Source organism: Microbacterium sp. (assembly GCF_031180975.1).
GTDB lineage: Bacteria > Actinomycetota > Actinomycetes > Actinomycetales > Microbacteriaceae > Microbacterium.
Genome location: NZ_JAPSLI010000008.1, coordinates 91083 through 103245, shown reverse-complemented (window position 1 = coordinate 103245; position 12163 = coordinate 91083). Strand labels below are relative to the sequence as shown.

8 protein-coding genes are annotated in these 12163 nt (G+C 70.8%); 3 read left to right on the top strand and 5 right to left on the bottom strand.

The genetic code is table 11. From position 1 onward, the window contains the following. The first annotated feature begins 3 nt into the window (after nucleotides 1-3). Complete coding sequence (locus RIF65_RS11820) at nucleotides 4-948, top strand: sugar phosphate isomerase/epimerase family protein (RefSeq protein ID WP_309065724.1); 945 nt, start codon at nucleotides 4-6, stop codon at nucleotides 946-948. Nucleotides 949-967: 19 nt separating this feature from the next. Next, nucleotides 968-1975, top strand: a complete 1008-nt coding sequence (locus RIF65_RS11815) for a sugar phosphate isomerase/epimerase family protein (RefSeq protein WP_309065725.1) — start codon at nucleotides 968-970, stop codon at nucleotides 1973-1975. Between the two features lie 173 nt (nucleotides 1976-2148). Here RIF65_RS11815 and RIF65_RS11810 read toward each other — a convergent pair whose 3' ends face one another. From RIF65_RS11810 to hrpA, 5 genes are all read right to left on the bottom strand, one after another. Then, nucleotides 2149-3957, bottom strand: a complete 1809-nt coding sequence (locus RIF65_RS11810) for a glycoside hydrolase family 3 protein (protein WP_309065726.1) — start codon at nucleotides 3955-3957, stop codon at nucleotides 2149-2151. A 106-nt stretch (nucleotides 3958-4063) separates the two neighbouring features. Beyond that, a complete protein-coding gene (locus RIF65_RS11805) occupies nucleotides 4064-4966 on the bottom strand; it encodes an NYN domain-containing protein (protein WP_309065727.1) in 903 nt (300 codons plus the stop codon). Further along, nucleotides 4959-5963: a Gfo/Idh/MocA family protein gene (locus tag RIF65_RS11800; protein WP_309065728.1), complete on the bottom strand. Its 1005-nt coding sequence runs from the start codon at nucleotides 5961-5963 to the stop codon at nucleotides 4959-4961. Before RIF65_RS11800 ends, RIF65_RS11805 begins: the two co-directional genes overlap by 8 nt. A 60-nt stretch (nucleotides 5964-6023) precedes the next feature. Then, on the bottom strand, nucleotides 6024-6968 hold the full coding sequence (locus RIF65_RS11795) for a quinone oxidoreductase family protein (RefSeq protein ID WP_309065729.1): 945 nt from the start codon (nucleotides 6966-6968) through the stop codon (nucleotides 6024-6026). Between the two features lie 33 nt (nucleotides 6969-7001). Next, complete coding sequence (gene hrpA / locus RIF65_RS11790; RefSeq protein ID WP_309065730.1) at nucleotides 7002-11048, bottom strand: ATP-dependent RNA helicase HrpA; 4047 nt, start codon at nucleotides 11046-11048, stop codon at nucleotides 7002-7004. An 89-nt stretch (nucleotides 11049-11137) separates the two neighbouring features. On the opposite strand from hrpA, the gene RIF65_RS11785 reads away from it, so the two are divergent. Then, entirely contained in the window at nucleotides 11138-11974 is an 837-nt protein-coding gene (locus tag RIF65_RS11785) for an aldo/keto reductase (protein ID WP_309065731.1), read from the top strand. The last annotated feature ends 189 nt before the right edge of the window (nucleotides 11975-12163 follow it).

Here is a 12163-nt window from a genome sequence, read left to right as displayed (position 1 = left end):
GTCATGCAGATCAAAGACCTCAAGTTCGCGCTCAACGCCATCCAGTGGATCAACGTCAAGGAGGACCCGAACGACCTCGACAGCGCGAGCCTCTGGCGTTTCGCCGACCCCGCCTTCGTCGCCGAGTACCCCGACGTGCTCGCGCAGATCCGGGATGCCGGGTTCACCGCGACCATGATGGAGGTGCTCGACACCCAGACGCTGCAGAACTACGCCCGGATGATCGAGGAGGCGGGGTTGCAGCTCGCCCCCGGGTACGTGCAGGTGCCGTTGCCCTCCGACCATGGCGGCAGGCTGGAGAAGGGTTCGTTCGAGCGCATCCACTGGTTCGACCAGGTGCGCCGTCGTGCCGAGGAGTCGAACTACTTCGGCCTCAGCACGGTGTTCCTCGCGGCCGAGGTGAACCAGCAGGCGATCCGCTGGCAGAAGCCCGCGATCGGATACGACTTCTCGCAGGACCGACTGGATGAGATCACCGAGATCCTTGATGAGGCAGTCGACGTGCTCAACGCGGAGGGCGTCCGACCAGGGCTGCACAACCACGTCGGCACCTGGATCGAGACGGAGCAGGAATACGAGCACGTGCTCGGCAACATCGACGAGACCCGGCTCGGGGCGTCGTTCGACATCGGACACCTGGAATGGGCGGGCATCGACGCCAAGCAGGCGATCGCCAAGTGGGCGGACCGCGTGCTCGACCTGCACGTGAAGGACCTCGACGTCGATCTGGCGCGCCGCACCCGCGAGGAGGGGCTCAGCTACGAGCGCGCCACCGACCTCGGGCTGTACCGTGAGCCGGGGCTGGGTCAGCTCGACATCGTCGACACGCTGTCGGCACTGCCGGACACCTTCGACGGCTGGATCATCATCGAGGTCGACCGCGCGTCGATGGACCCGAACGAGAGCGCCAAGCACACCGCCAGGTGGCTGGCGGACGTCACCGCCTGACAATCGAGGGAGATCAGCCATGGCTCAGCACCCCGTCACCCTGTTCACCGGCCAGTGGGCCGACCTGCCGTTCGAGGATGTCGCTCGCCTCGCCGCCGAGTGGGGCTACGACGGCCTCGAGGTCGCCGCGTCGGGCGATCATCTCGACCTGAAGCGCGCCGACGAGGACGACGCCTACGTGGCATCGCGCAGGGAGGTGCTGGACCGGTACGGGCTGAAGATCTTCGCGATCTCCAACCACCTCGCCGGTCAGGCCGTGTGCGATGCCCCGATCGACTTCCGTCACCGGGCCATCCTGAGGGACTACCTCTGGGGCGACGGAGACGCCGAGGGCGTGCGCCGGCGCGCCGCCGAGGACATGAAGCGCGCCGCGCGCGTGGCGCGCAAGCTCGGCGTGGACACCGTCGTCGGGTTCACCGGCTCCTCCATCTGGCCGTATGTGGCGATGTTCCCGCCCGTCGGGCAGGACGTCATCGACGCCGGCTTCGAGGACTTCGCGAACCGCTGGAACCCGATCCTCGACGTCTTCGACGCCGAGGGCGTGCGTTTCGCGCACGAGGTGCACCCGAGTGAGATCGCGTACGACTACTGGAGTTCGGTCCGTGCGCTGGAGGCTATCGAGCACCGCGAGGCGTTCGGCTTCAACTGGGACCCGTCGCACATGATGTGGCAGAACATCGACCCGGTCGGCTTCATCTGGGACTTCCAGGACCGCATCTACCACGTCGACTGCAAGGACACCCGGATGCGTCCACAGAACGGGCGCGCGGGCGTGCTCGGCTCGCACCTGGCGTGGGGCGACCCACGACGCGGCTGGGACTTCGTATCGACCGGGCACGGCGACGTGCCGTGGGAGGACGCCTTCCGCGCACTCGACGCGATCGGCTACACCGGACCCATCTCGATCGAGTGGGAGGATGCCGGCATGGACCGCCTGCACGGCGCCGCCCAGGCGGTCCAGTTCGTACGCTCGCTGCTGTGGCCGAAGCCGACCGCGTCGTTCGACGCCGCGTTCTCGAACCAGTAAGGTCCGCTACCCCGGCATCCCCCTCGCTCGGGTCGCGATTTCTGCCGCTTTCGGGCCGGCTGAGCGGCATCCGTTGCGACCCGCGCGGGGAGCGGATGCCGTTACCGGCGGTTTGCGCGACCTGAGCGCACCCGATGCCGGGGCTCAGAGCGACCGAGCCCCGGCATCCGCCCTCACCAGGTCAGCCCGTGGCCGAGCGGGTAGAGGATCTGGCTGGGATCGTCGGCCGAGCGGATGTCGACGGGCAGCGTCCCGACCGGATCGATCTCGCCGGTGATCACCTTCGCCAGCGACACCATTGCCGGAGTCGCGTACGAGTACGTCGCGACGTACTCGTCCACCCCGGGGAACCGGTTGATGTCGTACGGGTTGCGCACGCCGACCACGACCAGCTGCGTGTCCGTGGCGTCCAGCGCCTCGACCAGCTGTCGCTGCGTGCTGGTCGCGGAGACGTTGTTGGTCAGCACGACCGTGACGTCGCTGTCCTCGGCGGCGGTGACGGCCTGCTCGATCTGGGCGGCGCTGGGTGCCGTCCCTGTCGCCATCGCCGTCGCGTGCGCCCCGCGGGCGTCGAACTGTGCGGCCAAGGTGCGGCCGGTGGTCTCGCCGAACCCGGTGACCAGCACGGTCCGCCCGTCGACCGACAGCGGCAGCGCGTCGTTCTCGTTGCGCACCAGCGTGGTCGTGGCGTCGGTGATCTTCTCCGCGGCACGGAGGTGCGACCGCTTGCCGACGGTGTTCATGACCTTGGTCACGTCCACGTTCGCGTCGTCGATGACGCCCTGGCCGTACTTCATGATCAGGATGCGCCGCACCGACTCGTCGATGCGCTCCTCGGTGAGTCGCCCCGATTCGAGCGCGTCGTCGATGGCCTGGTACGCCACCTGCGGGGCAGCGGGCAGCAGCAGCTGGTCGACACCGGCCTCGAGGGCGCGCACGGCCACCTCGCCGTCGCCGTACTTCTGCCGGACGCCGGCCATCTCCAGCCCGTCGGTGACGATCACGCCATCGAATCCGAGCGCTTCGCGCAACTGGCCGGTCACGATCTCCTCCGACAGCGTCGCCGGGTCGCCGCTGTCGTCGAGCGCGGGCACGACGATGTGCGCGGTCATGATCGAGTCCACGCCGGCGTCGATCGCCGCCTGGAACGGCGGGGCGTCGATGCGCTGCCACTCCTCGAGCGTGTGGGTGATCACCGGCAGGCCGGTGTGCGAGTCGGTGGCGGTGTCGCCGTGGCCGGGGAAGTGCTTGGCGGTGGCGACGATGCCCGCGTCGTCCTGGTAGCCCTGCACCGACGCCGCGGTCAACCGTGACACGAGTCCGGGGTCGGACGAGAAGCTGCGCACGCCGATCACCGGGTTGTCGGGGTTGACGTTCACGTCCGCGACGGGGGCGTTGTTCTGCTGGATGCCCATCGCCAGCAGCTCCTCGCCGGTGATCGCGGCCGCCTTCCGGGTGTCCTTCTCGCTGCCGCCCGCGCCGAGTGCCATGCTGCCGGGGAACAGCGTGGCGGGGGCGCCGATCCTGGTCACGATCCCCTGCTCCTGGTCGGTGCTGATCAGCAGCGGGATGCCGGCGCCGGCGTCGGCGGCCGCGTCCTGCAGTCCGTTGGTGAGGGTGGCCACCTGCACCGGGTCGGTGATGTTGTCACGGGCGGAGAACAGGATGAATCCGCCCGGTTCGTACTCCTCGATGATCCCGGCCGCATTCGACTCGCCGTACAGGGCGGTGTTGCGCGGATCATCGGTCGTCGGGGTCTGGCCGTAGGCGAACAGGATGAACAGCTGCCCGACCTTGTCCTCGAGGGTCATCGACTGCAGGGTCTGCTCGGCGTAGCGTTCGGCCGCATCCGCGCCGCCCTGCTGGGGGCTGACCCTGGTCGGGACCGGTTCCGCGGCCGCTGCCATTGTCGGAGTGACGCCGACGGTGAGCGCGAGGGCTGCTGCCGCCGCCAGGCGACGACGGAAGGGGGAGTTCTGCATGACGTACCGCCTCATCGAGATTCGTCCGGACGCGCCCGTCAACGGGCGACGGGGCCGAGCCTAACAAGCGCTGCGGACGTCGTGGGGGTCAATCGTGCGGCGAGGTTCAGAGCTCGCGCAGTCGGACCAGCCGCTCGTGACCGGTCTCCTCGAGCTCGGCGATGTCGTCCCTGGACTTCAGGAAGTCCGAGAACGAGCGGTAGCCGAGAGCCTTCTCGCTGAACGACGGGTCCATGCGCCGCATGTGCGTCTTCACCGCCGAGCTGTGCAGCCACTCGTCGGCGTCCGCCTTGTCGTGGCCGAGACGCAGGGCGCGCTCGAGCAGCTGGGTCGCCTCGGTCTGCTCGTCGGGTTTGGCGGACGCCTTCGCCTTGCGCGTGCGAGCGGCCTTCGGCTCGGCCTTCTCCTTCGCCGGCGCGGCGACCACGGCTTCGGCCTGCTTGGGCGGACGGACCACGCCCGGCAGCGAGTCGTACGACTCGAACTCGTCGCACGCCGCGGCCAGGGCCTTGGCGGTCGATCCCGCCACCCCGACGCCGATCACGTAGCGCCCGAGCCGCTTGCAGCGCTGCGCGAGTGGGACGTAGTCGCTGTCACCGGCGACGATCACGACGTGCGTGAGGTCCGGCAGGCGGAACATGTCCTCGACGGCATCCACGGCGAGGCGGATGTCCGCGCCGTTCTTCGCGTACGCCGCGGCGGGGAACAGCTGCACCAGATCCACCGCACGGCCGACGAGCTGCGAGCGGTAGTCGGCGTTCACCGGCGACGACCAGTCGGCGTACGCGCGGGTGAGCACGAGGGTGCCGAACGACGCGGCATAGTCGATGATCGCTCCGACGTCGATCATGGCGCGGCTGAGTCGCTCCGCGACCTCCGCGTCGTAGGGGTTCTCGGTGATGCGCTGCCGGTCCTTGCCGTAGGCGTTGCGGCCGTGTACCCGGTCGTACCAGGAGATGACGATGTTGTCGAAGTCGAGGTAGACCGCGACGCGCGTGCTCTCAGCCATCGATGGCCTCCTCGCCGGGGTAGCGCACCCCGATCTGGCGGCGGATCTCGTCGAGCGTCCCCATGATCGCCACGGTCTCCGCAATGGGCAGGATGTCGCCGGCGAGGTTGCCCTCGCCGACCAGTCGTTCGGCGGCGAGCGCCTCGTGCTGCATGCCCCGGCCCTCGTCGGCGCCCGGCCGGCCGTCGAACTCCTCGATCAGCGACCCGTCCGGCGCGAAGACGCGCAGCACCGATGGCGACCAGAAGAACCGGTCGATCTCCACCCGCGCCTCGGTGCCGATCACCGCCGCCCGGTTCGGCCCGGCGGCTCGGGAGGACGACAGGCTGGTCGAGACCGCGCCCCCGGCGTGCGTCATCACCGTGGCGACCTCGCTGTCAGCGCCGGTGTCGACCAGGCGGCCAGATGCTTGGATGCTGGTGGGCGCGCCCAGCACGTCCCAGATGAACGAGATCGGGTAGATGCCGAGGTCGAGCAGGGCTCCGCCGCCGAGCTCGAGAGCGTTCAGGCGGTGCGCCGGGTCCGACGGCAGCAGCTGGGTGTGGTCGGCGCTGACGGCACGGATCTCACCGAGGGTGCCGGCGGCGATGATCTCGCGGAGGCGGACCATGTGCGGCAGGTACCGGGTCCACATCGCCTCCATGACGAGCAGGCCCTTGTCGGCGGCGAGCCGCTGCAGGTCCTCCGCCTCGGCGCGGTTGACGGTGAACGCCTTCTCGACGAGCGCGTGCTTGCCGTGCTCGAGCGCCAGCCGTGCGTTGGCGTGGTGCATCGGGTGCGGCGTGGAGACGTAGACGATGTCGACGTCCGGATCGGCGACGAGCGCCTCGTACGAGCCGTGCGCGCGGGGGATGTCGAACCGCGCGGCGAAGGCGTCGGCCGCCTCCTGCGAGCGCGAGCCGACGGCGACGAGGTCGAGCCCCGCGGTGCGCAGGTCGGCGGCGAAGGCGGCAGCGATGCCGCCCGTGGCGAGGATGCCCCAGCGAAGTCCGGTCATGCCTCTCAGCGTAACCGTCCGTGCTTCACAACTCGGACGATCGAGGTCGCCCCGGGCGGGTCAGGGAACCAGGACGATCTTGCCGTACGCGGCGTGCTGCTCGATCAGTTCATGCGCGTGCGCGGCCTCGGCGAGCGGCAGCTCGGGCCCGAGCTCGACCTGGAAGTCGCCGGCCTCGATCAGGTTGATCGTGAGCGGCACCGCCTCGGACCGCCAGCCCTTCTCCTCGTCGGTGAGCGGCACGGGGCTGCCGCCCGAGAAGGCGCGGATGCCGAAATCCGCGGCATCCGGACCCCGCACGATCGTCGCGATGCGCTCGCGGTCGGCCACCAGCTCGAGCGAGGTACGGATGGCCTCGTCGGTGCCCGCGCAGTCCAGCGCGACGGTGACGCCGTCCGGCGCGGCCTCCCGCACCCGGTCGATGAGACCATCGCCGTAGGCGACCGGGATACCGCCGAGCGCGCGCACCTGGTCGTGCCGCTCCGGGCTCGCCGTCGCCACGACGCGCGCGCCCCACAGCACGGCGAACTGCACCGCCGCCTGGCCGACGGCGCCGGAGCCGGCGTGCACGAGCAGGGTGTCGCCCTTGCGCACGTGCAGCGAGCGCAGCGACTGGTAGGCGGTACCCGCAGGGATTCCGATGGATGCGCCCTCGGCCGTCGTGACGCCGTCCGACAGCCGCGCGAGGTTGCGCACCGGCACGGCCAGCGCGGTCGCGTAGGTGCCGCGGGTGTCGTGGATCGCGACCCGATCGCCCACCCCGAGGCCGGTGACACCGTCACCGAGCTGGGTGATCACCCCCGCGCCGTCGAACCCGACCCGGCGCGGCTCCACGATCGGCGGGAGCGGGCGGATGCCGGAGCGCTGCTTGGCATCGATCGGGTTCACTCCCGCAGCTTCGATGCGGACGACGACCTCGCCGGGGCCGGCGACGGGGTCGGGGACCTCCACGAGGCGGAGGACGTCAGGGGAGCCGAGTTCCGTGTGGACGATCGCGCGAGCCATGATGCCAGGCTAACGCGCCGCGGCGGGCGCCGGTCACGCGCGCCCGGACAGCACCTTCGTGATCCGCTGTGGCGACACCGGCTGCGCGGTGCCGAGCCGCTGCGCGAACAGGCTGATCCGGTACTCCTCGAGCATCCACCGCGCTTCGACGAGGTGCGCGGGGGCGTCCGGCGGCAGGGGCAGGCTCCCGCCCGCGTCCTGGTACGCCGTCGCCATCCGCTCGTACTCGGTCATGCGCACGCGGTCCTTGCCCGGCTCGTCCGCCAGGGTCCGCAGCCGCTCCACGATGCCGTCGAGGTAGCGGGGCAGATGGGCCAGGCGGTGGATGCCGGTGGCGGAAACGAAGCCGGCCGGAAGCAGTGCGGTCAGCTGGGAGCGGATGTCGTTGAGCGGCCCGAGCAGCGACAGCGAGTTCTGCTGCTTGATGCCCCGCTCCACCTCCCGTGCCCTGGTCAGGATGCGGGCGACCAGCGACACGGCGGAGAACAGCTCGTCCACCAGCGCCGCGGACACGGCGTCGCGGACTCGCGCGAACTCGGCCTCACTGCGGACGATCCCGCCGGGCACGGCCTCGTCGATCAGTTTGCGCGCCACGGCGGCGCGGCAGTCCTCGATGAGTGCTGCGGCGTTCGGGTACGGCGACGCGGCGAGCGCCAGCTTCTCCTGCGCCGTCAGGTGCTCCTGCACGTACGAGGCGGGGGACGGCACGGCGAGCAGCACGAGCCGCAGGATGCCGGCGCGCGTGGCCGCCGTCGCCGCATCGGCCGTCGCCTCCACGCGCAGGCTGACCGACTTCCCGGCATCCACCACCGCCGGATAGCCGCGGACCACACCGCCGGCGACCTTCGTGTCGAGCACCTCCGGCAGGTCGCCGAAGTCCCACGTCGTGACGCCGTCGCGCTGGTACGCGCCGGCCGGCGGCTGAGCCTGGCGGAGCATCCCCGGCGGGGTGGGCCCGGCCGGGGACGTGGAGGCGGCGGTCGCCTTTCCGGCGCCGTCGCGGGTCAGCGACCGGGCGACACTCGCCCGCGACCGGTCGCTGAGCCCGGCCTGCAGCTCGCGCAGATCGCGACCCGACCCGGCGACGCGTCCCCGCTCGTCGACGGCGCGGAAGTTCATCCGCAGATGCGCCGGCACCCGCTCGTCGTCGAAGTCCTGCGCCGACACCGGCTGGTTCGCGAGCGGCTGGATCAGGCGCGCCAGCGCCTCCTTGAGCGAGCGATCCGGCATCCCGGCGTGCTTCTCGGGGCCGTCCTCGGCGAGCTCCGCCCCGAACCTGTCGGCCCAGTCCGCCGCGGGGACGACGTGCCGGCGGATCGCCTTCGGCAGCGCGCGCAGCAGACCGGTGATCAGCTCGGCGCGCAGCCCCGGCACCTGCCAGTCGAAGCCGGTGTCGCGCACCTGCTGCAGCAGGGCGAGCGGGATGACCACGCTCACCCCGTCGTCCGGCGCCCCCGGCTCGAAGCGGTATGCGAGGCCGAGCACCTGATCGTCCTGCGTCCAGCGGGTCGGGAACTCGTCGCCCGATGCGCGGTCGTCGCGTTCGAGCAGGTCCTCCTCGCGCATCACCAGCAGCTTCGGGGTGCGCTGCAGCGCCTCTCGCCACCACTTCTCGAACGAGCGCACGTCGAAGACGTCGGCGGGGACGCGCTGGTCGTAGAACGCGAACACCGCCTCGTCTCCGGCGAGGATGTCGCGGCGCCGCTCCCGCTCCTCCAGCTTCTCCAGACGCCGGCGCAGTTCCGCGTTGGCGCGCCAGAACGCGCTGACCCGCTTGTCGATCCGCGACGGATCCCACTCGCCCTCCACCAGGGCGTGCCGCAGGAACAGTTCGCGCGCGCCGGCCCTGTCGATCCGCGCGAACTGCACCCGGCGTCGCGGGATGATCTCCACACCGAACAGCGTCACCTTCTCGTAGGCGACGGCGGCACCGGCATCCTTCGACCAGTGCGGCTCCGTCACCTGCCGCTTCGCGAGGTCGCCGGCGAGCGTCTCCGCCCAGGCCGGGTCGATCGCGGCGACCGTGCGGGCGAACGTGCGGCTGGTCTCCACGATCTCCGCCGCCATCACGGCCGGCGGCGACTTCTTCCGCAGCCCGGAGCCGGGGAAGATCGAGAAGCGGATGCCGCGTGCGCCGCGGTACTCGGCGATGCGGCGGCGCTGCTCCTTCGCCTTGTTCGCGCTCGCCGCCGCCGTGCGCTCGTCCAGGATGCCGATCTGCGATAGGAGCCCGGCGAGGATCGCGCGGTGGATCGCGTCGGGGTCGGCGGCGCCACCCTTCCCGGCATCCCGTTTCGTCTCGTCGCTCGACGACCGAAGGGCGGGCTTCACCAGAGTGCGCAGCTGGCGGTGCACATCGAACCACTCACGCACCCGCACGTAGTTGAGGTGCTCGCTGCGGCACATGCGCCGGAACGCGCTGGAGCCCAGCTCCCGCTGCTGTTCGCGCAGGTGGTTCCAGAGGTTGAGCAGCGCGAGGAAGTCGCTGGTCGGGTCGGTGAAACGTGCATGCATCCGCTCGGCCTCGTCGCGGACCGCCTGCGGGGCGTCCGCGGACGGGCGCTCCCGGACGTCCTGGATGGAGAGTCCGGCGACGATCGCGAGCACGTCCGCCAGCACGCCGGGCGCGGTTCCGGGTCGGGCGGCCTCCACCAGCATCCGGGCGAAGCGGGGATCCATCGGCATCCGGGAGATCTCCCGGCCGATCCGCGTGAGCCGCGGCCGGTCGCCCGGCCGGGTGGACGCGGTCACCGCCCCCAGTTCGACCAGCAGGTCGAAGGCGGCCTTCACACCGCGGGAGTCCGGGGGAGTGAGGAACGGGAAGGCGGTGATGTCGCCGAACCCGAGTGAAAGCATCTGCAGCACGACGGATGCCAGGGAGGTGCGCAGCACCTCCGGCTCGGTGAACTCCGGCCGGCGCTCGAAGTCCTCCTCGCTGTACAGCCGGATGGCGATGCCGTCGCTGGTGCGCCCGGCGCGCCCGGAGCGCTGGTTCGCCGACGCCTGTGAGATCGCCTCGATCGGCAGCCGCTGCACCTTCGAACGGGCGCTGTAGCGGGAGATGCGCGCCGTCCCGGTGTCGATCACGTACTTGATCCCGGGCACCGTGAGGCTGGTCTCGGCGACGTTCGTGGCCAGCACGACCCGGCGGCGCACGCCGGGCACCGTGGAGGGTTCGAAGACGCGGTGCTGCTCGGCCGCCGACAACCGGCCGTACAGCGGCAGCACCTCCACGGGAGCGGCCGCCGACCGGTAGGCGGCGCGCACGGCATCCGCCGCGTCCCTGATCTCCGCCTCGCCGGGAAGGAACACCAGCACGTCGCCGGGGGCCTCGCGGTCGAGCTCGCGCAGCGCGGCGACGATGGCGGACACCTCGTCGTCGGGTTCCGCGGCGACCCACCCGCGTTTCGTCTCGGTCGCTGCGCTCCCTCGCTCAACGACCGCGGAGTCGGCGTCCTCGACCAGCGGACGGTACCGGATCTCGACCGGGTACGTGCGTCCTGACACCTCGATGATCGGAGCCGGCACCGGCTCGTCCCCCGAACCGGGCGAAGGCCGTGCGAAGTGCTGAGCGAAGCTCTCCGGATCGATGGTGGCGGAGGTGATGATCACCTTCAGGTCGGGGCGCTCGGGCAGGATGCGGCGCAGGTACCCGATCAGGAAGTCCACGTTGAGGGAACGCTCGTGCGCCTCGTCGATGATGATCGTGTCGTACCGGCGCAGCAGCCGGTCGCGGTGGATCTCGTTGAGCAGGATGCCGTCGGTCATCAGCGCGATGCGGGTGGCGTCCGACACCTGATCCGTGAAGCGCACCTTGTAGCCGACCAGGTCGCCGAGCGGGACATGCAGCTCCTCGGCCACGCGTTCGGCGATGGTGCGTGCGGCGAGGCGGCGCGGCTGGGTGTGCGCGATACGCTCGCGGCCGAGCTCGAGGCAGATCTTCGGCAGCTGGGTCGTCTTGCCCGATCCGGTGGCGCCGGCCACCACGACGACCTGGTGGTCGCGGATCGCCGCCGCGATCTCCTCGCGGGCGCCGCTGACCGGAAGCTCGGGCGGATAGGAGATCACGGGCGAAGACATAGCCCTCCATCGTATTCCGATCCACCCGCCGGTCGGTCGCCCCCGGTCGTTCGGCGGCTCCTGTCATCACAAGCCCTATGCTGGGCGTCATGACGATCCCCACCCTGGAACTCAACGACGGAAACAGCATCCCCCAGCTCGGCTACGGCGTGTTCCTCGTGCCGGCCGACGAGGCCGAGCGCGCGGTGAGCGAGGCGCTCGAGGCCGGGTACCGGCACATCGACACGGCCGCCATCTACGGCAACGAGGCGGGTGTCGGCAAGGCGATCGCGAAGAGCGGCATCCCGCGCGACGAGCTGTTCATCACCACCAAGCTGTGGAACGACCGGCACGACGGTGACGAGCCGGATGCCGCGATCGATGAGAGCCTGGAGAAGCTCGGCCTCGACGCCGTCGACCTGTACCTCGTGCACTGGCCTACGCCCGCACGGGACAACTACGTGCACGCGTGGGAGAAGCTGATCGGCATCCGCGAGCGCGGGCTGACCCGCTCGATCGGCGTGTCCAACTTCCTCGTGCCGCACCTGGAACGCATCGTCGCCGAGACCGGCGTCACCCCGGCCGTGAACCAGATCGAGCTGCACCCGGCGTACCAGCAGCGCGAGGTGACCGAGTGGGCGGCCGCGCACGACGTCCGTATCGAGTCGTGGGGGCCGCTCGGTCAGGGCAAGTACGACCTGTTCGGTACGCCCGCGGTGGCCGAGGCTGCGACGGAGACCGGACGCACTCCCGCCCAGGTGGTGCTGCGGTGGCACCTGCAGAAGGGGTTCATCGTGTTCCCGAAGTCGTCGCGTGCCGAGCGCATGCGCGAGAACATCGACGTGTTCGGGTTCGAGCTCGACGCGACGCAGATGGGTCGCATCGACGCGCTGGACCCGCTGGACGGCTCCGGCCGGGTGGGCTCGCACCCCGACGAACTGAACTGACGGCATCCCGGGGTGTCGCCGACACCCCGCCCTGCCGCCGACACCCCGGGTCGCGTACGCACGAGACCCGGGGTGTCGACGCGTACCCGGGGTGTCGCGGCGACCCCGCGACGCGTACCCGGGGTGTCGGTGCGTGTTCGCGGGATGTCGCCGCCGGCCCACGCCGCCCGTGGCGGGCGTAGCGTGAGA

Excerpts from the sequence above, each read along its gene's own strand:
- RIF65_RS11810 (WP_309065726.1), bottom strand. The coding sequence starts at position 3,957 with ATGCAGAACTCCCCCTTCCGTCGTCGCCTGGCGGCGGCAGCAGCCCTC.
- RIF65_RS11805 (WP_309065727.1), bottom strand. The coding sequence starts at position 4,966 with ATGGCTGAGAGCACGCGCGTCGCGGTCTACCTCGACTTCGACAACATC.
- RIF65_RS11815 (WP_309065725.1), top strand. The coding sequence starts at position 968 with ATGGCTCAGCACCCCGTCACCCTGTTCACCGGCCAGTGGGCCGACCTG.
- RIF65_RS11800 (WP_309065728.1), bottom strand. The coding sequence starts at position 5,963 with ATGACCGGACTTCGCTGGGGCATCCTCGCCACGGGCGGCATCGCTGCC.
- RIF65_RS11820 (WP_309065724.1), top strand. The coding sequence starts at position 4 with ATGCAGATCAAAGACCTCAAGTTCGCGCTCAACGCCATCCAGTGGATC.
- RIF65_RS11785 (WP_309065731.1), top strand. The coding sequence starts at position 11,138 with ATGACGATCCCCACCCTGGAACTCAACGACGGAAACAGCATCCCCCAG.
- hrpA (WP_309065730.1), bottom strand. The coding sequence starts at position 11,048 with ATGTCTTCGCCCGTGATCTCCTATCCGCCCGAGCTTCCGGTCAGCGGC.
- RIF65_RS11795 (WP_309065729.1), bottom strand. The coding sequence starts at position 6,968 with ATGGCTCGCGCGATCGTCCACACGGAACTCGGCTCCCCTGACGTCCTC.